Source organism: Pseudoalteromonas sp. S4741, assembly GCF_005886135.1.
Lineage (GTDB): Bacteria > Pseudomonadota > Gammaproteobacteria > Enterobacterales > Alteromonadaceae > Pseudoalteromonas > Pseudoalteromonas tetraodonis.
The window spans coordinates 1-24,928 of the sequence record NZ_PNCN01000041.1; the positions used below are offsets into that span (position 1 = coordinate 1).

Sequence of the window (24,928 nt, forward strand, 5' to 3'; positions counted from 1 at the left end):
GCAAACACGGGGCGATTCAAATTGCTGTTGAAGGAGCTAAAACGAGGCCAAGCTTAGACCATTTTTATCCCAAATCTAAATTCCCTTTTTTAGCCACAACCTTGAGTAACTTAGTACCATCAGGTAAACGCTGTAATGAAGATTATAAGAAAGCTAACTCAATGATTGGCTTTGCAAATCCATACCATGATGCTGTAAAAACTGATGAAAGTTTATTCTTTTTTAAAGAAGTTTTCAGTAAGGAGTTTGAGCTTGAAAATGTAGAAGTAAGTGTTAATACCAATGATAATGCCCTACATATGAATATGTGCCTATTTAATATTTCACTTTTTTATGATCAAACTTATAAAAGTGATTTTATAGATATGCACGAGAAGAAAGAGTTTTTAAAAGAGGTTGGTTTAATAGAAAAAACCACTGATATTAGTAAAGTTCCACATAAAAAAATTAAACATCTAGTAGGTGTTGATTTGAAAAAACCTTCAATAAAATACCGACTCAAAAAATACAAAGTTGACTCTTTGAACCACATATTTGGCAGCCAATTTAAAACTGATGATTAACTGATTTTATATTACTTCCTCAACAACTGACTAATAGGCATTCGGTCAGTAAACTTGGTCGCTATAAACGGATCTTCATCTTGGGCGCTTTCAGGTTTGTATAGTGAATAGCGCTCGACTTCACTTGCTGTTATTTCTGCAACAGGCAAGGTAAATAGGTTTGGTACATCAGGAAAAAGTACATCAAATGCTTTAACTAAATGCTTGGTTGTGAGGGTTTTCGCGTTATCCATTAATGCATAAAGTACGGCATCATCTAAAAAGTATTTTAATGTTCTAAAACAACCTTTTGATAGTGAGAACAAAGCAAATACTGTTGCTTGCTCACTTAAGTTTGGTTTTTCGGTAAATGGCATTCGGTTGGCTAAGCCAATTATTAACTGTACAAAATGCTTTGGATTTTCTGATAATTTAAAATAAGGCAGCTGCCGCCTTACTAATAAACGCGATGACCATTGAGGCTCGTCTGCTATTTTTTCTGCCCACGGCATACCTACCAATACGATTGATACACCCGCTTCATCGTTAATATATTTTAATCGATTAGCAATCTCGCGGCGCTTTTTACCTTGGTTGTGCTCAATTAGTTCTTGAAACTCATCAATAATTATAAGCTCTGTACCACACGTTTTTAGGCATTTTATTAATGATGTCGTTAAGCGAGTGCCGTTTATTCGTAGCTTACGCTCTGTGCTGCCTAATTGCCCTAAGTCTTTAAGAAGTTCGGCTAAAGTAGATTCTAGTGTTGGGTTGCTGGGTATGCGGCTTACTAATACAGGATGATTCATCACACCATTAATAAATTGCGGTAAATGGCGTTCTTTATATTGCTTGATCAGTGCTGTTTTACCTGTGCCTGTATCGCCATTTAAAAGCATGCAGGGCTTTTCGCCCGCTAACCCTTTACCAAGCCTTAATCTGTCGAAGTCGTTGAATACAGTGGTTATTATTGGGTATTCAATAAAGACATCACGAAATTCATTAAACTTTTCTTTTTGTTTGTCGGTCAGCATAATTAAAATCCATCTAGGTCTGAGATAAAGTCATCCCAACTATCAGTTACTTGCTCTTTAGGTGTAACCTTTTTGGGTTCTACTGGCTCGCTCTGCGTGATTGATTTTTGTGAATCACTACTAACATTTTGATGCTTAGCTAGCGCTTTACCCCCTTTTACTTTTGAGTGTTTTGGCGCATTTTTTAACTCTTCAAACTCATTTTGAATTTTATTATGAATAAACATACGCGCTTTTGCTAAGCCTACATTATCGATAGAGCCCGAAATAAAATCGCGATGAATACGTATATTTATTTTATGCTGATTCAAACTTAAATTTTGGGTGTAACCGTTTGGGTCTATGCATGGCACTTTTATGTAATGCTCTAGCTTATCGAGGTAAACGTATATATAAGAAATATCATCGGGGTTTAATTTAATTAAAACTTCTTGAGATACTTTGTGGCTAAACTGTTTTCTATAGTTTGCTAGTTCAGTACTGTCGTAGCTTAAGTTTTCTAGCCTTATTCCACCTTTACGAAGCACCCGATGGTTTGAAATACTGAGTACAACATCTAGTTGTTGAAGATCAGCATCACTCAGCATTGTTGGTGGTAACGTATTAAAGCCTTGATCCCATAATTGGCTTGGTATGTACTTAAAGCGGCTGTCGGCATCTTGATGGTAAACGTCTACTACCCATTTATGAAATAACTGCATAAAGGTCGTAAAACGCATAATTGCATCTTTTTTGGGATTGTATTCATACTTTTGTAAAATGTTAGAAAAGGTTTTACCAGGCACAGGGTCTAATAATTCAGTATTTATTGTGCCGAACATGCGTTCTACAAACGGTTTTAACCACGGCTTTGCAACAGGATTATATTGAGTATTAATGCCTATTTCTTCACAAGCAAGCTCAAGGCTGTTACTCCAAAATTCAGCGCCATTATCAACAACAAGTGTTTCAATTTTGCCAGCACACTTCCACTCATTAATCGTATCGGGGTATAGTTTTGCCACTTCACTTTTAGGTTTCATCGCATTTAGCATTGCTCGCCTTACTGCATCATAGCTAGGCTCACTGAAACTAAAGTAATAGCCAACAATACAATGGCTATACACATCTACTAACATAGTGAGTGTTGGTCGGCCAAGTGGAATATGCAGCTCATCATCTAATAAGATAAGATCAAGTGGCGTATGGTCAATTTCAACTTTTTCGAGTACTCGGGTAGGCCGTGTATGCCCTTCTACTTTATTAAAAGCAATATCAGCAAGGCGCTTACCATAACGAGCAATCATTACTTCGTATTGCGGTAAGTTATCTATTCTGTTTTTAAACGCTTTGTATGTTAAAGGCTTTAAAACACTGCCCACAACACTGTCGTTTTCAATAATAACTAAATCTGCATAATACTTATAAGCAGAAGCCACTGATGGTTTTTCTTTTACTAAGTAACGCTCAAGTGCTTTTTCAAAAAACTTATCGGTTGCTGTATCACGCTCTCTGTTACCTTTTTTTTGATGGCTTGGTATTAGCGCCATTATATTTTTATCCGCATTGGTATAAGCGCTATACCATCGTGCTGCTGTTCTCCAACTGGGCTTTTTTTCTCCCTCAACTTCAGGCATTAATTTTAATAAAGGCTCAAGGTTTTTTTGTGTCCAACCGCCTTGAATATTAGCCTCAAGCCATTGAATATATTTAAGCTTAACAAATGTTGTAGTTTTAATTTTTTCAGGAAGGGCTTGTAAATCTTTGGCGTAATTTTGAGGTAGTTTGGTTTCTACTTTTGGTAATGGCTGGTTAAATTCATCTTCAAACAGCCCGTCATTAAACATTGTTAGACCAAATTGCTGTTTCTATTGATATTTCATTTGTAGTTAAGTCGGCAAATAACTGCCCTAGTGATAATAAGCGTAGCACCGTAGCAAGTAGCTCACCGGCAGTTACTTTTAAAAAGTTAACTAACTGGCCCACTTTAATAGAGCCGTATTGCTTAACAAGTTCTAGCACCGATGCTTGCAGCTCTGTTAAAGACTGAAAACCAGAGTAGCGATGCAAAAGCTTTAAGTTATTGAGTGTTGGGTATACACGGATTTGTTTATCAGTAACCAGTATTAAATCACGTCCATCTTGCTTAGCGATAGCTTGCTTTTCAATAAAACGTGCACGAAAGTCTTCATCGGCAATTTTGCTTTGCGGTTTTACTTCTATAAATTTTTGCGTGCCGTCTGTGTGGGTAAGTAAAAAGTCAGGTGTGTAACGGCAAGTACGGTTATCAAACTCATATTCGTAACCTAGTGGCTGTGCTTCAAATGCGGCTATTGATGGTGAAAATTCAAAATGAAAACAAGCATCAAACTCTAAAGAGGATTCAACTAAACAGGTAGATTTATTTTTTTGACTAGCAAATTTATGGAGGTTTTTAACACGAGAGTGTTTGAGTTTTCTTCTGTACATGTGAGTCAACCATCTAACCGTTTGGTTAAATACTAGACTATGCCACCTTATACTTCCAATTTATGCCATCTTTTAGTACAAATATGTCAACTTATACTTCAAACAACACCCAAATGAGGAATTTGGGTGGCAGTCTTACCAGCCACATCTCGGCACACACGTCACAAACTGTGGCTGCTCCCTTCCGGGCCTGACCAGGTTCGCCTGCTAGTGTTGCGAGAGGACCAATAAGACTACCATTGAGGGCCTTGGTTGGCGCGATTGAGATTATCTCTACTTTTTCTCTGTTATTCAAGGGATAATCAAAAAAGAAAGTGCGATTGCATACTTCATATACAATCGCAGGGTATTTAGTTATTAAAGCGGTTATTAATTACTCTCTAACTGCGCTTTTATATTACGTAGCGCTGCTTTTACCTTTTTCATGTTCTCTGGGCCCATGCGTAAAAGTTGTTTTTGTGCAGCGGGTAATTGCTCCCACTCAGAAAACGCATACTGATAAGTAACCGAGTCACGCAATAAAGGTAAGCTGCCTTTTGGCTCTGGAGTATCAAGTAGCAAGTCAATGGCATCTTCAAGTGTTTGTGTAAACTCATCATCGCCATAGCCAATTTCAGTGTATGCACTGTTGATTAGCGGTTTATATTCTTCATATAAACGAACAGCTTGTGCGGCACTCATACTCGTTAGTACTTTTACATATGGGGTGTAGCGTTCATAGCTATTAGGGTCAATGGTTAAAATATCGCCTTCGTTTACGCTAAAACCTTCTTCTAACTTTACAACTGGGGTATGTTTCTTAGCTACCTTACCTTTTGCTAAGTTATCGATAAACACCACACCACGACGAATAACATCATCGTTTAACACTAGGCTCATTGCCGCATCGCCTAAGTATTCATCTAATTTTGCAACCACGACAGGATCACTGTCATTTAATGTTGGTAGAGGTACAACCTCAGGCTCTGGCTCAACGTCTGGGCGCTGTGCTGGCACTGCAAACTCTTCAGGTTTTTCTGGCTTAACCGATGGCGCCCCCACCACAGGATCGTTTTCAGGTTTTAGCTCCATAACGGGTTGCTCTTTTATGGGTTCTTCAACCTGCATAACTGTTTCTGGGGCTTCGCTTGGTTTTAATAATACAAACGCGGCGGCAATAATAATGATTAATAAAATAACCCCTGCGAAGATAAGGTTGTTATTCGGTGGACGTTTTTGAACATCTGATTCTGATGGTTTATCTGACATACGAACTCCATAAATATAAAAATGCGATACCGTTTAGAGTACTCTAAACAGATTTAATTCCTAACTTACACTAATATTCATTAATAAGTAGGGTCTGTTGACCTTTCGGATTAAAATTTGTTCAGCCCCCTTAGCGGAGGATGTTTGGTTTTTAAGCTTCGTTATCGCCTATTTATGGGAAGTAACCACAATACATAGGCTCCTCCTTGCCTAAAAATACAAACACACTGATAAAAATTCAACCTCGAAAGATAAATAGACTCTAACATATCCTTTGATTCTTCTAGCTTAAAGACTTAAAGTGAATAAATAAAGTATAGACAGCGAACAGTTTAAATACCTAACATGAAAATTAAGCAAGTCGATCCTAGTAAACCTAAAATTGCCTTATTGCTAACAGGTGGTGGTGCCCGAGCGGCTTATCAAGTGGGTGTTTTGAAAGCGTTAGCGCAAAGTATGCCCAGAACCGCCCCGCTCCCCTTTAGAGTGATAAATGGCACCTCTGCCGGTGCAATTAATTCTGCGGCCTTAGCATGTTACGCCTCATGCATGCATTTAGCGGTAAGAAAACTAGAAACAGTATGGAAAAACTTTTCAACTTCGATGGTATATAAAAGCGACTTTTTAAGTGTGTTTGGTCATATTACCCGTAATATTTTAACCAGTTTCCAGTCAGAACATATAAACCATCCACCAGCAAGCTTGTTAAATAACCGACCACTTAGAAAACTGTTAAACGATATACTGGATTTACATCGTATTGAGCGTAATTTACACCGTGACTATTTAGAGGCGCTGTCTATTACTGCATCCAGTTATACTACTGGCGATTCTGTTGCTTTTTTTCAGTCAAATACGCAACATTCTTGGCAACGAGCCAAACGCGAAGGTCGTGCTACTCGTATCAATGTAGAACACCTAATGGCCTCAAGTGCCATTCCTATGGTGTTTCCAAGTGTGAATATTTATAACCACTATTTTGGTGATGGCTCTATACATCAGCTTTCACCTTTAAGCCCGTCTATTCACTTAGGGGCAAATAAAATATTTATTATTGGGGTTGATCAACCCAAAGAGCCACATCCTCCTGGATACTCTGCACATTTCCCGGGACTTTCGGCCGTGGCAGGGCATTTACTCGACAGTGTATTTACCGACACTATGCAATCTGATCTAGAGCGCTTGGACAGAATAAACCGCACACTCGGTTTATTGCCCAATAAGCATAAGCATCAAGAGTTGAAACAAATAGATAGCTTTATTATTAATCCATCGCAAAACTTCAATGCCATTGCAGCGCAGTATTACGATGATATGCCTTGGGCGATAAAAGTTTTATTACGTATAATCGGGGTAAAAAAGCGCTCTCAGTCGAGTTTGACCAGCTATTTGTTATTTGAAAAACGCTACACCCAGCATTTAATTCAAATCGGATACGACGATGGTATGGCAAAATTACCTGAGATCAGAAAGTTCTTAGAGCTAGAGTAAGTTTTTTGCTTGATGGGCTACTCTATACCATCAAGTAAATAATGCTCAACACGTTCTACTCGCCTCGGTTTGCCTTGCAACACTAAAATATCATTAGCATACAATATTGTGTGTTCTGGTGGTGTGTCTATTTCTTCGCCCTCGCGGCGAAGCGCCTTAATTAGCACTTTTCTTTTTGCTAAATTGAGCTCGCTTATAGCCTTGTTTACCGCAAATGCTTTATCTGGTAAGGCTATTACATGTAAATACTCTAAACGCTCTAACAAGTTGGTATCGCTGTCAATGTTTTCGCCTGCAAAAAAACTTTGTAATAGCTTATAGCGGTTACGTCTTTCGCTACTAACACGGCGAACTATTCGGCTCATTGGTACACCCGACATAGACAACACATGTGAGACCAGCATTAAACTTGCTTCAAGCGCCTCAGGCACAACCTCAGTGACGCCTAAATCTTTTAAACGCTCTAATTGGCTGTCGTCACGGGTTCTTATGAGTATTTTTACCCTAGGAGCAACCTGCTTTATGGCATCAATCACTATTTGAGTTTGTTGAAATTCCGTAAAAGTAATAATCACTAAGCGTGCTCGCTCTACTCCTGCGCACTTTAAAATATCTTTTTGCTCAACGTGACCAAACAATAACGGTTCACCCGCCGCTTTTCCTTCTTGCACTAATATGGGGTCGCTTTCAATGGCCACATAATCAATAGCCTCTGGCGATAAAAAGCGAGCGATAGTTTGCCCTACCCGAGAAAATCCACATATAACTACATGATTATTATAAAGCGTACTGCTTTGTGGCTCATCTTCATAGGCAAACTTAGCGCGTTCTAACATACCCAGTCGCTTTAAAATAAAGGGAATTTTATCGATTAAATACGGGGTGAGTGCCATAGAAATTACACCCATGGCAATTAAAAATGATACTTGCTCCGCACTCAGTAAGTCATGCTGTGCTGCGAGTGCAATTAACACAAAGCCAAACTCGCCCATTTGCCACAGCATTATAGCGCACGCTAATGCATCTTGTTTTCGCTCTCCCATAAATAAAGAAGATAACATCACTACGGCGATTTTTAAGACTAGAATGCCCAGTAAAGCAACAACAATAATACTCGCATGATTAACAACAAAGCTGATATCTAGCTGCATACCTACGGTAACAAAAAATAACCCCATTAAAATATCACGAAACGGGCGAATATCCGCTTCTAGCTGATGACGGTAATGGCTTTCACCAAGCATCATACCGGCTAAGAATGCCCCTAATGCCATCGATAAACCAAAAGAGTATGTGAGTAACCCTGCAAACAAAGACACCAATAACGTGGTTAATACAAACAGCTCATCGCTCCGTGCTAGTGCCACTTCTTTAAACACCTTGGGCAAAACCCACTTGCCAATAGTCCATAGCAATACACACACAAACGCGCCTTTAGTCAGCGCTAACAGTAATGCCCAACCAATACTATTGGAATCACTGCTGGCAAATAAAGGCAAAATAATGAGTAACGGCACAGCCGCAATGTCTTGAAATAGTAAAACACCGATTGCTAATTGCCCTCGGCGTTTATTTAAATCCCCACTCTCTTTTAATAATTTAGCAACCACCGCAGTAGAGGAGAGCGTAATAATAATGCCAATGGTAAAACTGGTTAATAAATTAAAATTTAATAAATGCAGAATCACAATCAGCAAAATACTACTAACAAATACTTGCAACGACCCTAAACCAAATACAATATTACGCATTGCCATTAGGCGCGATACAGAAAACTCCAAACCTAAACTAAACAGCAAAAATACAATACCTAGCTCTGCAATAAAGTCCATCTCATGGCTTTGTGTTATCCAGCCAACACCATGACCACCCGCTAATAAACCCACTGCCAAATAAGCCAACACAGGGGGAAGCCCTATTCGCTTAAATAGCCATACAAATAGAACCGCAGCAACTAAAAGTCCAAAAACCTGAACATTAATATTTTGCAATGCAATCCTTATAAGCAATCAATGGAATGTGACTTAACTATAGCAACCGTATAAGTTTCAGCAAAAATGTAAATATGGCATATAACCTGCTTAGTTATAAAAAGTAATACTATAGGGGGAATAAATAGTGGAAAACGTTCATATTTTGACACAACGTATCTCTGGTCGCGGCGAATTTTTGCCGTTCTCAGCAGAGCAATATAATAGCAATACACCGACATCACTGCATGAGCTGGCGGCTAAACTACAAACTAGCTTAGTTTTAGAAGATATTTTAGGTACGTTTGCAAACTTTGCAAAACAGCTGCTTAATTTTTCTGGTGTGCATTTTAAAGCAACAAGTATTGATGTAAAAACACCCAATAGTGATGTTGAAAATCCAGCGTACTCGTTTGATTTAAAAGTTGAAAGTGAGCATTTAGGCACATTAACTTATTATACAAAGTATCCGCTTAGTGCGGCTATTGAGAAAAAGCTACAACACTTTCATAGTGTGCTAATTTATCCATTGCGTAATGCACTTATGTATAACCGTGTATTAAGGTTAGCCACAAAAGATTCATTAACCGGATTAAACAACCGTAGTCAATTTAATGACATGTTACAACAAAAGCTTGAAAATCATAGACGTAACGGCTATCCATTTAGTTTAATGCTGCTTGATTTAGATAATTTTAAACAAGTGAATGATAACTATGGTCATAAAATTGGCGATGACGTTTTGATAGAATTTGCTACAGTTTTATCGAGCAGTATTAGAGGGACTGATTCGGTATTTCGCTTTGGTGGCGATGAGTTTTCAATATTAATCGAAGACCCGGCTTTCACCACCAATAAAGTGATCGCTGAACGTATTTTGCATTTAGTACGAAACTCACCGATTATGTCTAAGTACAATGTAACAACCAGTATTGGTTTTACCTTAACTAACAGTGGTGATTGCCAAAACGAGATATTTTCTCGTGCGGACAAGGGCTTGTATAAAGCAAAAGCATCTGGGCGAAACTGCGCAAAAGCTTATTAAGCTATAAAAGAGCCTACTGATTGAAAAGCCTAGCCTCCCCCGCTGGGTTTTTTTATACTACTTTTTTAATATAAAGTATTTGTAAATTAGTAACATGGCGAAAAAGCCAAAAAAGAAACCACTGAGTAAATTAAGTAATGCAGCAATTGTCGTAAGCGGTGTAAAAAGCACTAACAGTAAAGGCGTACTCACCCCTAGAATGAAAAATACGCCCCCCTTACCTAACCAATAGGCAAGTAAAATGGCGGCACATACCATACCACCCAACACAGCGTAGCCTAATGTAATTATATTAAGGGTTAAAAATACATTCGCTAAAACCGCAATCAATAGCGTAATTAATATGCCAGTAGGTGCCTTATTTATAAGCGACAGCCCAACATGAGGTTGTTGACTCATGATTTATACTCCCAAATAAAACCAGTATCATCTTTGTGATTATCACTAATAAAATAGCCAACCACTTGAACTAGCTCATCATTGTAAAAAATTAATGGAATATCAGCACGTAGCCAAGGCGCTACTTTTGCATCTTTAAACCAATGCTTAAGGGTATTACTGCCGGGCTTTTTGAGTGGTTTAATACGCGCACTATTACAGTTAAAACGAACACTGACTTGTTCATCAGGTTTAGGGGCGCGTATACCCACTCCCTGCAGGCATTGTAGTATTTGTCCGTCATTCAGCACTAATTCGTGATTTGTTACGCGTTCAATATTAACGGCTAAAGGCGTCGGCTGCACAAAATACAGATAACCTTGATGGCGGCGTATTTGTCCATCGCTTAGCTCAATAACCATTTGCGCATCAGCTTTGGCATGAATAGCCTGACTCATTATTTGCATTAACTGTTTTTGCGAAGGCATGGTATGGGTAAATAAAGCCAGCCATGCGCGCAGAAGATTCGCAATGCGAATAGCGCTGTAATGAGCCATGTTTTGTATATTAAGCGCCTGATGTTGGTTAATACACTGTGCGAGATCTTGCTGGGTATATTCATCAAGCAGTGTTTGTTGCTGTTGTAATAATTCTATACTACGGGCTGTACACTGCTCAAACCCAGTAAAACGCTCTGCCAACTTGGGCACGATTTGTTGACGCAAAAAATTACGATCAAAGCATTCATTGGAGTTTGATTCATCAGTAATATGGCTAATATTAAATTGCTGCGCAAACGCTTCTATGTCGCTGCGTTTTACCCCAAGTAATGGCCTATAGCACTCACGGCCACTTTCAAGCACGCGAGTTTGCTGCATAGCGCCGAGCCCTTTTAAGCCTGAGCCGCGCTTTAAACGAAGTAAAAATGTCTCTACTTGGTCGTTTAAATGCTGGCCTAACAAAATGACACTATCACTTGGGCTGTGTTCATCAAGCGCTTGATAACGCGCTTCGCGAGCCTGCGCTTCAATACTGGTGCGCGATTTCGGCTCAATAATGACGTTTGCCGCCTTAAAATCAATTGAAAGCTGCTCACAGCGTGCTTGGCAAAATTGCTGCCAGTGATGGGCGTTATCACTTAAGCCATGATTGACATAAATTGCACTTAAATCTAATTGCGGGTACTGCTGTTTTAACCCATGCATAATATGCAATAGCACGACCGAATCTACCCCACCAGATAAGGCTACTGTAAACATGAATTGCCCATTTTCTAAGTAGTAATTAAGGGCTTTTTTTACCTGCAGATAAATAGGTGTTTTGTGCATTAATATACCCAATGAGTAAATTGCTAATAACCCGAACAATAAAGGCTCTACGTTACGGTATTTTAAAACAAAAAAAGCCGCATAGGCGGCTTTTTTCTATATTTAGCTACATTTAGCTATTTTTAACAATAACCAAACGACATTAAACGCTTATAACGTTGATCAAGCATCTCTTCAAGCGACAACGCTTGTAGGTCTGCTAAATCGCGCTTAAGACGTACTTTTAAGTTACGTGCCATGGCATCATAATTACGGTGCGCGCCGCCTAGAGGCTCTTCAACTAAATTATTAATTAAATCTAGCTCTTTAACACGCTCTGCTGTTACACCCATTGCCTCTGCAGCCAATGGTGCTTTGTCGGCACTTTTCCATAAAATTGATGCACAACCCTCTGGTGAAATAACCGAGTAAGTGCTGTATTGCAACATGTTTACTCTGTCGCCCACACCAATGGCTAATGCACCACCTGAACCACCTTCACCAATAACAGTACAAATTGTTGGTACTTTAAGTGCGGCCATTACTTTTAGGTTACGTGCAATTGCTTCAGACTGACCACGCTCTTCAGCGCCCACACCAGGGTATGCACCTGGGGTGTCGATAAAGGTCATGATTGGCATTTTAAAACGCTCTGCCATTTCCATTAAGCGCAATGCTTTACGGTAACCTTCAGGTTTTGGCATGCCAAAATTGCGTTTAATCTTTTCAGCAGTACCACGGCCTTTTTGCTGACCGATCACCATTACTGGCTCACCATCTAAACGGGCTACGCCGCCTAAAATGGCAGGGTCGTTAGCAAACGTGCGATCACCCGCAAATTCGTCAAATTCCGTAAAAATACGCTCGATGTAATCTCGAGTATAAGGACGCAACGGATGACGTGCTAACTGTGATACTTGCCAAGCGCCTAGTTCAGAGAAAATTTTCTCCTTCATTTGTGCGCTCTTTTCTTTAAGTTTACTGACTTCCTCTTCTAATCCAAGGTCTAATTCGCCAGCGCGGCTTACATTTTGTAATTCTTCAATTTTTGCTTCTAATTCTGCAATTGGAAGCTCAAAATCAAGATAATTGAGGCTCATGCTCTAAACTACCTAATTAGTTAAATTCTAGTTCTACATTTTGCGCTGCCATCAGCGATAACTTATGAATTAAGTCGTCACTTGGCGTAACACACCATTCGATCCCTAGGGTTAATTGCACCAACGCATCGGGGCGTTGATAATATACCTTGATCGGACACGTTCCCATTTTGTATGGTTCGAGTACTTTTTGTAATTTATCGAAGAAACCAGCCTCGATCTGCACCATATTCAGCGTCATCTTAATCGCTTTTATACGCTTTTCACGCGCCTGAGCAATGGTGTTTATTTCTCTGGCGGTCATTGTAATACCACCAGAGAAGTTATCAAAGCTGACCTGTCCGGATATCACCAAAATATTGTTGATTTGCAACATATCTTGGTACATTTCAAACTGTTCTGGAAACAAGCGTACATCAATTCGGGCGCTCTTGTCATCTAAAGTTATTAAGCCCCAACGATTTCCCTTTTTATTTATTAAGGTTCGCGCTGAAATAACTAAGCCCGCAGCCGTAGAGAGTACATCACGATTGGTTGGCTGTAAATCCACCAGCTTACCACTGGTGTAATGTCTCAGCTCGCGTCGATATTGATTTATTGGATGCCCAGTTAAATAAAGGCCTAGTGTGTCTTTTTCGCCATCAAGCCATTGGTTATCGGTAAGCGGTGTGGCTTTTATAAACGCTTGCTCAACTTCATCAGGCTCGGTGGCAAGTAAGCCAAATAAATCGCTTTGCCCAAGTTGCTCAGCTTTATTGTGCTGATCGGCTGCACGCATGGCATCTTTTAAACTTGCTAATAACGTTGCACGCCCTGCTTGGGTTTTATCTGGCCCTAATTGGTCAAGTGCACCGGCGTAAATTAATTTTTCGGTCACGCGTTTATTTAAGCGTTTTAAATCGACACGGGCACAAAAATCAAATAAATCTTTAAAAGGGCCGCCTTTTTCGCGCGCCTCTAAAATAGCCTCTACCGGCGCTTCACCAACGCCTTTAATTGCACCGATGCCGTAAACAATTTCACCTTTTAGGTTTACTGTAAACTTAAACTCACCGGCGTTTACATCTGGCGGTAATAAGGTGAGCTTCATGTTTTCACATTCATCCACCAAGATCACTATTTTGTCGGTGTTATCCATATCGGCCGACATTACCGCCGCCATAAACTCTGCAGGATAATGCGTTTTCATCCACAGTGTTTGATACGATACTAATGCATAAGCTGCTGAGTGCGATTTGTTAAACCCGTAACCCGCAAACTTTTCAACCAAGTCGAATATTTTAATTGCCAGTTCGCCGTCAATACCGTTGTTACGTGCGCCTTCTTCAAAGGTTGAGCGCTGCTTTGCCATTTCTTCAGGCTTTTTCTTACCCATAGCACGACGTAACATGTCGGCGCCGCCCAGTGTATAACCGGCGAGTACCTGCGCTATTTGCATTACTTGTTCTTGATACAAAATAATGCCGTAAGTCGGCTCAAGAATTGGCTTTAAGCTTTCGTGTTGGTATTGCGCATCGGGGTATGAAATTTCTTCTCGGCCAAGTTTACGGTCGATAAAGTTATCAACCATGCCTGATTGCAGCGGACCTGGGCGAAACAAGGCTACAAGTGCAATCATATCTTCAAAGCAATCGGGCTTTAATCGGCGTACGAGGTCTTTCATGCCGCGCGATTCGAGCTGGAATACCGCGGTGGTTTCAGCGCGCAGCAATAGCTCTATACTTTTTTTATCATCAAGTGGAATGGTGTTTATATCAATGGGCGCTTTGCCTTCGCGCTTCATGCGCTCATTGGTCATATCCACTGCCCACTGCAAAATGGTTAAGGTACGTAAGCCTAAAAAGTCAAACTTTACCAGCCCTGCAGTTTCTACGTCGTTTTTGTCAAACTGGGTAACCGGAAACTTACCTTCGTCATCGCAATAGAGCGCCGCAAAATCGGTAATTGTGGTCGGCGATATTACAACCCCCCCGGCATGTTTACCGGCATTACGGGTACAACCCTCAAGAATACGACACATGTCGATTAAGTCTTTAACTTCTTCATCGCCGTCGTAGGCTTCTTGCAACCGAGGTTCAACTTCAAACGCTTTAGCCAGTGTCATCCCAGGGTCGCCCGGAATAAGCTTAGAAATACGATCGACAAACCCATACGGATGACCAAGTACACGGCCTACATCGCGTATTACCGCTTTTGCTGCCATAGTACCAAAGGTAATAATTTGCGATACCGCGTCACGTCCATACAAGGCCGATACATGATCAATTACTTCATCACGCCTATCCATGCAAAAGTCGACATCGAAATCGGGCATTGATACACGTTCTGGGTTTAGAAATCTCTCAAAGAGTAAGTCAAATTCCAGCGGATCTAGGTCTGTAATTTTAAGCGCGTACGCCACTAATGAACCCGCACCCGAACCACGTCCTGGCCCTACTGGAATATTGTTATCTTTACTCCACTGAATAAACTCCATTACGATTAAGAAGTAGCCAGGGAAACCCATTTGGTTAATTACATCTAGCTCTACTTTTAAGCGATCGTCGTATTCGCGCCGTTTTTCTTGTCGCTCTTGTTCATCAGGGAATAAAAACTGTAGTCGCTCTTCAAGGCCGTCTTGTGAAACCTTAACCAAAAACTCATCAATTTTTAGTGAGCCCGTCGGGTAATCTGGTAGGAAATACTCACCTAATTGCACGGTTACATTACAGCGCTTTGCAATTTCTACGGTATTTTGTAGCGCTTCTGGAATATCACTAAATAGCTCTGCCATTTGTTCTGGCGTTTTTAGGTATTGCTCTTGTGAAAAACGCTTTGGTCGGCGTTTATCATCCAATGTGTAACCGTCAAAAATCGCCACGCGTATTTCATGAGCTTCAAAGTTTTCAGGTTTTAAAAATACCACTTCATTGGTGGCCACTACTGGCAATTGCTCATTTGTTGCAAGCTCTACCGCCATGTGCAAATAGTTTTCTTCTTGGGCACGGTTGGTACGAATAAGCTCAATATAAAAATGATCGCTAAAGTGCTGCTTATAAAAACTGACCACCGACTCAACAATAGCGGGGTTACCTTTTATTAAGGCTTTTCCTAAATCGCCATCTTTGGCGCCCGAGAGTATGATAAGCCCCTCTTTTAAATCAACTAACCACTCACGGTCAATGACAGGGCGATGAAAAACATGACCACGTTGATAGGCTTTAGAGATCAATAAAGTAATATTTTTATAGCCAATGTTATCTTTGGCTAACAATGTTAATCGGCTTGGTTCGTCGGGGAATTCTGGGCTACGTACCCAAAAATCCGCACCAACAATCGGCTTAATACCCGCATTGTGCGCTGCGCCATAAAAACGCACCAGACCACAAAAGTTCATTTGATCGGTAATAGCCAGCGCGGGCATTTCAAGCTCTTGCGCTTTAGCGACAATAGGCTTGGTTTTAGCTAAGCCATCGACCATCGAAAAGTCTGAGTGAACGCGTAAATGTACAAACTCTGGTGCAGCCATTATTTATGCCTCGCCCTTTGCTTGCATCAGCACGCGCTGTACCGGCTTAAAGCTTTTACGGTGCTCATCAATTGCGCCGTATTGCTCAAGTGCTGCAAAATGCGCCTTAGTTGGGTAGCCTTTATGCCCTGCAAACCCATATTGTGGGTAGCGCGCATCAAGCTCAAGCATTTCGTCATCGCGAGCCACTTTTGCTAAAATAGAGGCTGCTGAAATTTCTTCTACTAAGCTGTCGCCTTTAACAATGGCTTGTGCCGGCATTGCTAATTTAGGAAGGCGGTTTCCATCTACAAACACAAATTCAGGCACTGTGTTAAGTGCTTCCACCGCGCGGCTCATGGCAAGCATGGTGGCTTGTAATATATTTAGCTCATCTATTTCACTGGGGCTACAACGACCAATGGCGTAACACAGTGCTTTTTCTTTTATTTCGATGGCTAATAATTGGCGTTTTTTATCCGTTAATTTTTTAGAATCTGCAAGGCCTGCGATTGGCTTAGCGGGATTTAAAATAACAGCGGCAGTAACCACATCACCCACCAGCGGTCCACGACCAACTTCATCCACACCGGCTATTAAGGTTACATTAGGTCGTTCAATTTGCATCTATTAACTCCGCCACAGCCTTGGCTGCTTGTTTACTGGCATTTAATCTAATTTTTTCATGTATAGCTAAAAAGCGTGCTTTTAATTCTTTATTATCGCTATTGAGCATAGAGGTAAGTGCTGCTGTTAAGTTAGCGACATTACACTCTCTTTGTAAAAACTCTGGTACTAACTCTTCGTCTGCCAATAAATTGGGTAGCGAAAAATATTTAATATTAAAGGTAAATAAGGTTTTAAAAATCCAATAACTCATGGGTTTAATTTTATAACCAACTACCATTGGCTTTTTATATAACATGCCCTCAAGCGTTGCTGTACCTGATGCAAGCAATATAGCATCGGCGGCTTGCATGGCTAAATTTGATTGACCATCTAGTAAGTTAACATTAAGAGAGGGCGCTGTGGCATTTAAAATAGCAATAAATTGCGCTTTACGCTTTTCGTTCACCAGTGGCACAACGACTTTAAGCGCTGGGTTCTGCGCTTGTAACTGCGCCGCTGTTTTTATGTAGGTTTCACTTAACAAGCCCACTTCTGAGCCCCGGCTCCCAGGTAATAGCGCTAACACCTTGTCATCAGCACTTAAGCCTAGTTGGCTGCGGGCTTTGCTATCGTCGTGCTTAAGTGCAATGTCGTCAGCTAATGTATGACCTACAAAAGTACACGGTACTTGGTGTTTGTCGTAAAATTCTTTTTCAAAAGGCAATAAAGCCAATACTAAGTTAGTGGCTGCACTTATAGTGTGAATGCGTTTTTCACGCCACGCCCACACTGAAGGGCTTACGTATTGCACGGTTTTGATGCCTGCGTCTTTTAACGGTTTTTCTACACGTAAATTAAAATCCGGCGCATCAATGCCTATAAAAACATCAGGAGGGTTTTCGATAAAGTGCTGTACTAACTGTTTGCGGATTTTTAGCAAGCGCGGTAAACGGCCAAGGACTTCAACCAAGCCCATAACCGACAACTCATCCATATCAAACAATGTTCTGCAGCCTTGAGCTTGCATTTTAGGGCCTGCAATACCTTCAAAGATTGCATTAGGAAAGTGAATTTTAAGCGCTTTTATGAGCCCTTCACCTAAAATATCGCCCGACAGTTCACCTGCCACAATACCAATTCGTAGTTGTTTTTTATCTTTTTTCATTTGCTATTTTTTCACAAGTAAACCCGGCGTTCATACCGATTAGTTTACCGTGTTTTAAGGCTAGGTTAAACGCTTAAAACACACCACTTTTTTCTAACTTACTCTTAATTGATGATTGCGTATTTTATAGACTGATGTAATGTCATGGTATATTAAAGTTTTCTAATATACATATTGACAAAAATTGTACAAACGCAAATAATAACGCAAACTTTCAGAAATTACTGAAAGCTTATTAAAACATTAACAATTGCTTTGTGCTGTCACTGCATCACAACCAAAGGAGCCAAAAATGATAGATGAAACCTTTGTGGATCTATCGCGATTACAGTTTGCTGTCACCGCTCTATTTCATTTTTTATTTGTGCCGTTAACAATCGGTATGACCTGGATTTTAGTTATCATGGAATCGGTTTATGTTATGACCGGTCGCGAAATTTATCGTGATATGACTAAGTTTTGGGGCAAGTTATTTGGTATTAACTTTGCTATTGGCGTGGCGACGGGCCTCACCATGGAATTTGAGTTTGGTACTAACTGGTCATATTACTCACATTATGTAGGCGATATATTTGGCGCGCCGCTGGCTATTGAAGGTTTAATGGCGTTCTTTTTAGAGTCAACTTTTGTGGGTATGTTCTTTTTGGGCTGGGACAGGTTAACTAAACGCCAACATTTAGGTGCTACCTTTTTAATGGCGCTGGGTACTAATTTGTCGGCGCTATGGATATTAATTGCTAACGGCTGGATGCAAAACCCTGTAGGAGCAGAATTTAACTATCAAACTATGCGCATGGAAATGACTAGCTTTGCTGAGCTTGTATTTAACCCTGTGGCACAAGTTAAGTTTATTCATACTGTATCGGCAGGTTATGTTGCCGCTTCTATGTTTGTACTGGGTATTAGTAGTTGGTACATATTAAAAGGCCGTGATTTAGCCTTTGCAAAACGCTCGTTTTCGGTGGCATCCGGCTTTGGTTTAGCGTCAATACTGTGTGTTATTTTATTAGGTGACGAATCAGGCTATGAAGTGGGCGAGGTTCAAAAGGTAAAACTAGCCACCATAGAAGCTGAGTGGCACACCGAAGAAGCACCTGCAGCGTTTACTGCGTTTGGTTTTCCTGATTCAGATGAGCAAGTTACCCATGCAGCAGTGAAAATACCCTATGCATTGGGGATTATTGCTACTCGCTCTCTAGATGAGCAAGTAGTTGGTATTTCTGATTTAGAGAAAAAACACGAAGTACGTATTCGTAATGGCATGATAGCGTACGAATATCTCGAAAAACTTAGAAATGGCGAAGACAGCGAAGAAAACCTAGCTAAATTTGACTCCCTCAAAGATGATTTAGGTTATGGCTTATTGCTCAAACGCTATACCCCCAATGTGGTAGATGCCACAGATGAACAAATTCAAATGGCGGTTAAAGACTCCTTCCCTAGAGTGGGCCCTATGTTTTGGTCATTTAGAATAATGGTTGCCTGTGGCGTAGTCATGCTCGCCGTGTTTGTACTGGCATTTTATTACAACGCACACCGCATTATTGAGCAAAAACGCTGGTTGCTGTGGGCTGCGGTTTTGAGTATCCCACTCCCTTGGATTGCAATAGAGTTTGGCTGGATCGTTGCCGAATACGGCCGCCAACCTTGGGCAATATCTGAAATATTACCAACCTTTTTAGCGACTTCGTCACTGACGGTAAACGATATTTTAATTAGCTTAACTGGATTTATTATTTTTTACACCGGCCTTGCTATTGTAGAGGGATGGTTAATGCTGCGCTTTATTAAACAAGGCCCAAGCTCATTACATACAGGTAAGTATCACTTTGAATTACCAAACAAAGCAGATAAAGACGCAGGAGAGCAATTATGATTTTTGATTATGAAACATTAAAAATGCTGTGGTGGTTGCTCATTGGCGTACTGCTTATAGGCTTTGCAATTACCGATGGCATGGATATGGGCGTTGCCATGTTACTGCGTATTGTGGGCAAAACAGACAGTGAACGGCGTACCGTTATTAATACCATTGGTGCCCACTGGGATGGTAACCAAGTATGGTTTATTACTGCAGGCGGTGCCTTGTTTGCAGCATGGCCTATGGTTTATGCCGCCGCATTTTCTGGTTTTTACTTTGCTATGATGCTGGTCTTATTTGCATTATTTTTTAGACCGTTAGGTTTTGACTACCGCTCAAAAATAGACTCTAAACGCTGGCGTAATAACTGGGATTGGGGCCTATTTGCAGGCAGCGCCATTCCCGCTTTAGTATTTGGTGTAGCCTTTGGTAACTTATTTTTAGGTGTACCGTTTAACATTGATAATCTACTACGTGTAAGCTACCAAGGCTCATTTTTTGGCTTACTTAACCCATTTGGTTTGCTAGCGGGTTTAATCAGTGTAGCCATGTTAATTGCCCATGCAGGTATGTGGTTGCAATTGCGCACAGCAGATGCGGTTGCACAGCGCTCAGCGCAATATGGCCGCTATGCCTTAGTGGTATTTATTGTTTTGTTTGCAGCAGCTGGCTTTTGGGTGGCAAACATTAATGGCTACCAAATTGTGTCGATGCCTGATACGCAAAGCCACGCAGATCCGCTGGCAAAAGTAGTAAGCACAGCAAAAGGCGCATGGCTTAACAACTACAGTGAGCGCCCATGGACAATAACCTTCCCTATTTTAGGTTTTGCTATGGCATTCAGTGCCCTGCTTTTCTCAAAGCTTAACAAGCCAGCACTTGGGCTTATTTCAACCAGCTTTATGTTAATTGGCGTTATTATGACGGCAGGTGTGTCGCTGTTCCCATTTATTATGCCATCGGTTAATAACCCTGATATTAGCTTAACTATTTGGGATGCTGTATCAAGTCACAAAACACTCAATATTATGTTTGTTGCTGTTGTTATATTTATTCCGTTAATCCTGGCCTACACCACGTGGTGTTACGTAAAAATGTGGCGCAGAGTAACAGTCGAAGAAATTGAAAATAACACACACGGTAGCTACTAAGGAGACTAAATTATGTGGTATTTCGCTTGGATTTTAGGGGTACTTTTAGCCTGTACCTTAGGGGTTATCAATGTAATGTGGTACGAGTTTCATCAAAATAAGAACAGTATTGCTGATGATGAACAACCTATGCACGATTTACTAAACGAAGCTAACAATACAAAAGATGACGACTAACCCCCGACCAAATCGCGCGCAGCAGCAATCTCTGCGCGCTTTTTTAAAAAAGCAAAGTAAGCCTGCGGGTGCATGGTTAAAGTTAAGTATTGCACTGGGCACATTTAACGCTATTTTAATGATTGCTAGTGCGTATTTACTGGCACAGGCTATTCACAACGTCATGTTTGCAGGCGCAAGCCTTGAGCAAGTAAATCACTTACTTTGGCCTCTCGCGGGAATTATTTTACTCAGAGCTCTATTTTTAGCTATTAGTGAAAGGCTCAGTGCTTATGCGGCACTTAAAATAAAGTCGGCTATGCGCCAAACCTTATTAACCAAATTGACTCAACTTGGCCCTAGTTATATTGAACAACACGGTCAAGGCGCTACACTCAACACGCTGCACAATGGCGTTGAAGCACTTCACGATTACTACGCTAAATATTTACCTGGTGTTGCCTATAGCGCGCTTATTCCAATGGCCATATTAGTGGTTATATTCCCTACCGATTACAAGGCAGGTTTAATATTTTTATTAACCGCCCCGCTTATCCCATTTTTTATGATTTTGGTTGGCCATAAGGCCGAGGCACTCAATCAACAGCGCTGGCAACAATTAGCTGTACTCGGTAATTACTTTTTTGACCGCGTACAAGGGCTTACCCAACTAAAACTGTTTAATGCTACGCGCAAAGAGCTAAAGCAAATAGCCCAAATTTCAGATGATTTTAGGCATGCAACGCTAAGCGTGTTAAAAATTGCTTTTTTATCTTCTTTTGCACTGGAGTTTTTAGCCACAATTAGTGTGGCACTGGTAGCGGTTATTATTGGTTTTAGATTATTTTTTGGCACGCTCGACTTTGCAACCGGCTTTGTAGTATTGCTGCTAGCGCCTGAATTTTACTTACCGCTTCGCCAATTAGGCAGCCATTATCATGCGCGCTTACAAGGAATTAGTGCTGCTGCAGATATGCTAATCATTTTAAATGCACCACTGCCATCAAAAAATAATAACCACACAGCTCATATAAACATGGAGGGTAACAGCACTATCAGCGTCCATGATCTCAATTTTAGTTACCCTAATAGCAATGAGGGAATTAATAATATTAATTTAACCCTGCCAAGCAAAGGACTAGTAGCCATTGTGGGAGCTAGCGGCTCAGGTAAAAGCACCCTACTTGATTGCATGCTTGGTTTTCACCCAGAAGTAATACAACACATATCCATTGACCAACAACCATTGACGACAGCCGATATAAGCCAATTACAACAAAACATTGCCTGGATCCCACAAAAGCCAACCTTATTTTACGACACCATTGGCGCTAATATAAAGCTAGGTAACCCAGGCGTTTCAAATGCAGCACTTGAGCAGGCGGCGCAGCAAGCTGGTGCGCTGGAATTTATTAACGACTTACCTGATGGGTTTAACACCTTAATAGGTGAACAAGGCGAAGGGCTCTCTGGAGGGCAAAAGCAGCGTATTGCTTTAGCTCGTGCATTTTTAAAAAACGCCCCTATTTTAATGCTTGATGAGCCAACCGCTCATTTAGACAGTCAAACTGAACAGCTCATTCAAAACGCTATTGCTGAGTATGCAAAAGAACACTTAGTGATCACCATAGCGCACCGCTTAAATACAGTAAAAAATGCTAAACAACTTATCGTTATGGAAAACGGTGCCATCGCTCAGCAAGGCGACTTTATAACGCTCAGCCAGCAAGCTGGCGAATTTGCAAAGCTGCTGCAAACAGCGCAACATGGAGCGACTAATGACTAACTTTATTCGTTTACTTAAATTGTGCCGCCCTCATTATAAAGCGATGCTTTTAGGGACGTTTCTAGCGTCACTGACGGTGCTAGCTAATGCAGGCTTACTCGCTATTTCCGGCTGGTTTTTAGCTTCTATGGCTGCCGCAGGACTTGCAGGCGTCCATATGAACTACTTTACCCCAGCTGGCACCATTCGTTTTTTGGCGATTGTGCGCACCGCCTCACGTTACGCTGAACGCTTAGTTACTCACAACGCCACATTTTTATTGTTAAGTGAAATACGAGTAAATATGTTCGCCACACTCAGTAAACTTAATAACCTTGATTTAGCTATGAGCCGCAGTGCCGATTTAGTTAACCGCTTACAAAATGATGTAGACGCACTAGATAAATTTTATTTAAATGTGTTGCTACCGATGTTGGTAGCCTTACTCACTGTGCCTATTATTATGCTGTTTATGTCTGCTTACAGCCCAAGTGTAGCCTTAATTTGCTTTACGGGCATCGTTGTTATTGGGGTGGTTATACCCGTTATATTGAGCAGACAATTAGATAAAAACAGCCACCAAGAAACATTACTCAGCGCCCAATTAAGAGCTGAGCTAGCTGATACCTTAACGGGTCTTAGAGAACTAAATATTTACCAAGCTCGAAACAAACAACTCACTAAGTGTGATCAGTTAAGTAAGCAGTATAATCAGCAATTATTTATTCGTCATAAGGCTCTTAGCAATGCTGATGGTTTGAGCTTACTCATAGTGCAACTGGCTATGCTCGCCAGCATTGTCACTATTGTGCCGCTGGTATTTAGCGCCGAGATGGTAAATGTTGAATTGGCGATGTTGAGTTTGTTTGTACTGGCCAGTTTTGAAAGCGTATTGTTACTACCCAACGCGTTTATTGAACTACCTAATGTATTAAAATCAGCTGAGCGACTATTTACCCTTGAAGATAAAGTACTGAAGAAAAACGAGGGGGCGCCACAAGTTATTGATTCAAAAAATAAAAAATGGACACTTTCGCTAGATAAAATTAGTTACCACTATGGCCAAAAGCAGGCATTAAATAATGTGAGCTTTGAGCTCCCTGCAAAGCATAAAGTGGCGATTGTTGGACGAAGCGGCAGTGGTAAAACAACCTTAGTGAATTTACTAAGCGGTTTATGGCCTCTGCAACAAGGTGCAATTAGCTTACAAAACGAAAAAGAAACAATAAACCTGCAAAATTTAAATAATGAAAGCCGTGCAAAAACATTAAATATTTTAGCCCAGCAGCATCATATTTTTGATGGTACATTAAGCGATAATCTTGCCTATGCGGCACCTGATGCAACAGCGCAACAAATGACAGTGGCGTTAAAACAAGCCGAGCTGGGTAACTGGTTTAGCGCGCTAAAAGAAGGTTTAAATACTCGTTTAGGTACCGGCGGGCGAAATGTATCTCAAGGCCAGTCAAGACGCATTGCCTTAGCACAAGCGCTGCTGCAACAACCCGCAATTGTAGTGCTCGATGAACCCACTGAAGGACTCGATAATATTTCTAAACAAGCCGTTATGAACAGTATTTTACAGCTAAAAGAGTGTGCCAGTGTACTAACAATCACACACGATCCAGCGTTGTTATCGCAAATGGATAGTGTCATCTGGTTAGACAGTGGGAAAATCATCGCTCAAGGTTCACATCAACAATTGCTCAATGAACACCCTGACTATGTGGCGTTAACGACCCGCTTTTAGTCCTTAGCAGTATTACTTTTATCAATAACGGTGACCGTTACATCAATAACGCCGACTTTAGGGTCGGCTATTTTTTTAAACATCGCCTTAGATAAATCAATAATTCGCCCCCGAATATAAGGCCCCCTGTCATTAATTCTGACCACTACAGACTTATTATTAGCAATATTGGTAACTTTCACTTTTGTACCAAATGGGAGTCTTAGGTGCGCAGCACTTGCTGCTTGTTGGCTAAATCGCTCGCCACTGGCAGTAGTTCGGCCGTGGTATTTATCAGCATAAAATGATGCTTTACCTTGCTCTGCAACATCACGTTGTTGATTATTTATATTACTTGGCGCAGTACTACAGGCGGTCAAAATCACTAATAATACTGAAATAAATACTAACTTTATCCGTTTCATTATTAATACTTTATAGG

General features: G+C 40.8%; 20 protein-coding genes and 1 other RNA gene. 8 read left to right on the top strand and 13 right to left on the bottom strand.

The features are described from left to right. Positions 1-563 (top strand): hypothetical protein (locus tag CWC30_RS18380; RefSeq protein WP_502704750.1); only part of this gene is annotated, 563 nt, incomplete at its 5' end. 11 nt (positions 564-574) lie between these two features. On the opposite strand, the gene CWC30_RS07580 is transcribed toward CWC30_RS18380, so the two are convergent. The 5 genes from CWC30_RS07580 to CWC30_RS07600 form a co-directional block, all read right to left on the bottom strand. Continuing rightward, the gene (locus CWC30_RS07580; RefSeq protein WP_138626778.1) at positions 575-1,576 is read right to left on the bottom strand and encodes a TniB family NTP-binding protein; all 1,002 of its coding nucleotides are present in this window, start codon (positions 1,574-1,576) and stop codon (positions 575-577) included. Between the two features lie 2 nt (positions 1,577-1,578). Continuing rightward, positions 1,579-3,402: a TnsB C-terminal domain-containing protein gene (locus tag CWC30_RS07585; protein WP_138626779.1), complete on the bottom strand. Its 1,824-nt coding sequence runs from the start codon at positions 3,400-3,402 to the stop codon at positions 1,579-1,581. After that, a complete protein-coding gene (locus CWC30_RS07590) occupies positions 3,395-4,024 on the bottom strand; it encodes a TnsA endonuclease N-terminal domain-containing protein (RefSeq protein ID WP_138626780.1) in 630 nt (209 codons plus the stop codon). Before CWC30_RS07590 ends, CWC30_RS07585 begins: the two co-directional genes overlap by 8 nt. Positions 4,025-4,157: 133 nt before the next feature. After that, positions 4,158-4,254, bottom strand: an RNA gene (gene ffs, locus CWC30_RS07595) — signal recognition particle sRNA small type. A gap of 139 nt (positions 4,255-4,393) precedes the next feature. Next, positions 4,394-5,272, bottom strand: coding sequence for a DUF3014 domain-containing protein (locus CWC30_RS07600; protein WP_036981968.1), 879 nt, complete (start codon positions 5,270-5,272; stop codon positions 4,394-4,396). 345 nt (positions 5,273-5,617) lie between these two features. On the opposite strand from CWC30_RS07600, the gene CWC30_RS07605 reads away from it, so the two are divergent. Beyond that, positions 5,618-6,763, top strand: a complete 1,146-nt coding sequence (locus CWC30_RS07605) for a patatin-like phospholipase family protein (protein WP_036981966.1) — start codon at positions 5,618-5,620, stop codon at positions 6,761-6,763. A gap of 17 nt (positions 6,764-6,780) precedes the next feature. Here the strand turns inward: CWC30_RS07605 and CWC30_RS07610 are convergent, their stop codons facing one another. Then, a complete protein-coding gene (locus tag CWC30_RS07610) occupies positions 6,781-8,754 on the bottom strand; it encodes a monovalent cation:proton antiporter family protein (RefSeq protein WP_138626781.1) in 1,974 nt (657 codons plus the stop codon). Positions 8,755-8,881: 127 nt separating this feature from the next. On the opposite strand from CWC30_RS07610, the gene CWC30_RS07615 reads away from it, so the two are divergent. After that, positions 8,882-9,778 (top strand): GGDEF domain-containing protein, encoded by an 897-nt coding sequence (locus CWC30_RS07615; protein ID WP_138626782.1) that lies wholly within the window; start codon positions 8,882-8,884, stop codon positions 9,776-9,778. 57 nt (positions 9,779-9,835) lie between these two features. Here the strand turns inward: CWC30_RS07615 and CWC30_RS07620 are convergent, their stop codons facing one another. The 6 genes from CWC30_RS07620 to lpxB all read right to left on the bottom strand — a co-directional run bounded on the left by CWC30_RS07620 (position 9,836) and on the right by lpxB (position 17,824). Next, the gene (locus CWC30_RS07620; RefSeq protein WP_138626783.1) at positions 9,836-10,177 is read right to left on the bottom strand and encodes a hypothetical protein; all 342 of its coding nucleotides are present in this window, start codon (positions 10,175-10,177) and stop codon (positions 9,836-9,838) included. After that, on the bottom strand, positions 10,174-11,484 hold the full coding sequence (tilS, locus tag CWC30_RS07625; RefSeq protein WP_076922218.1) for a tRNA lysidine(34) synthetase TilS: 1,311 nt from the start codon (positions 11,482-11,484) through the stop codon (positions 10,174-10,176). Before tilS ends, CWC30_RS07620 begins: the two co-directional genes overlap by 4 nt. Positions 11,485-11,606: 122 nt before the next feature. Further along, on the bottom strand, positions 11,607-12,563 hold the full coding sequence (gene accA, locus CWC30_RS07630) for an acetyl-CoA carboxylase carboxyl transferase subunit alpha (RefSeq protein ID WP_008467493.1): 957 nt from the start codon (positions 12,561-12,563) through the stop codon (positions 11,607-11,609). A gap of 16 nt (positions 12,564-12,579) precedes the next feature. Beyond that, positions 12,580-16,071, bottom strand: a complete 3,492-nt coding sequence (dnaE, locus tag CWC30_RS07635) for a DNA polymerase III subunit alpha (RefSeq protein ID WP_138626784.1) — start codon at positions 16,069-16,071, stop codon at positions 12,580-12,582. Positions 16,072-16,074: 3 nt separating this feature from the next. Beyond that, positions 16,075-16,677: a ribonuclease HII gene (gene rnhB, locus CWC30_RS07640; RefSeq protein WP_036981958.1), complete on the bottom strand. Its 603-nt coding sequence runs from the start codon at positions 16,675-16,677 to the stop codon at positions 16,075-16,077. Then, positions 16,667-17,824 (bottom strand): lipid-A-disaccharide synthase, encoded by a 1,158-nt coding sequence (gene lpxB, locus CWC30_RS07645; RefSeq protein WP_069438625.1) that lies wholly within the window; start codon positions 17,822-17,824, stop codon positions 16,667-16,669. Before lpxB ends, rnhB begins: the two co-directional genes overlap by 11 nt. Positions 17,825-18,116: 292 nt before the next feature. On the opposite strand from lpxB, the gene CWC30_RS07650 reads away from it, so the two are divergent. From CWC30_RS07650 to cydC, 5 genes are read left to right on the top strand one after another with little or no spacing between them, the layout of a single operon-like run. After that, the gene (locus CWC30_RS07650) at positions 18,117-19,700 is read left to right on the top strand and encodes a cytochrome ubiquinol oxidase subunit I (protein ID WP_069438626.1); all 1,584 of its coding nucleotides are present in this window, start codon (positions 18,117-18,119) and stop codon (positions 19,698-19,700) included. Continuing rightward, positions 19,697-20,836, top strand: coding sequence for a cytochrome d ubiquinol oxidase subunit II (cydB, locus tag CWC30_RS07655; protein WP_069438627.1), 1,140 nt, complete (start codon positions 19,697-19,699; stop codon positions 20,834-20,836). The genes CWC30_RS07650 and cydB overlap by 4 nt, the downstream gene beginning before the upstream one ends. Positions 20,837-20,848: 12 nt before the next feature. Then, positions 20,849-21,013, top strand: a complete 165-nt coding sequence (cydX, locus tag CWC30_RS07660; RefSeq protein ID WP_004586934.1) for a cytochrome bd-I oxidase subunit CydX — start codon at positions 20,849-20,851, stop codon at positions 21,011-21,013. Continuing rightward, positions 21,003-22,778: a thiol reductant ABC exporter subunit CydD gene (gene cydD, locus CWC30_RS07665; protein ID WP_138626785.1), complete on the top strand. Its 1,776-nt coding sequence runs from the start codon at positions 21,003-21,005 to the stop codon at positions 22,776-22,778. The genes cydX and cydD overlap by 11 nt, the downstream gene beginning before the upstream one ends. Further along, complete coding sequence (gene cydC, locus CWC30_RS07670; protein ID WP_138626786.1) at positions 22,771-24,507, top strand: thiol reductant ABC exporter subunit CydC; 1,737 nt, start codon at positions 22,771-22,773, stop codon at positions 24,505-24,507. Before cydD ends, cydC begins: the two co-directional genes overlap by 8 nt. Here the strand turns inward: cydC and CWC30_RS07675 are convergent. After that, positions 24,504-24,911 (bottom strand): septal ring lytic transglycosylase RlpA family protein, encoded by a 408-nt coding sequence (locus CWC30_RS07675; RefSeq protein WP_036981945.1) that lies wholly within the window; start codon positions 24,909-24,911, stop codon positions 24,504-24,506. The two genes, cydC and CWC30_RS07675, sit on opposite strands and share 4 nt — an antisense overlap. Between the last annotated feature and the right edge of the window lie 17 nt (positions 24,912-24,928).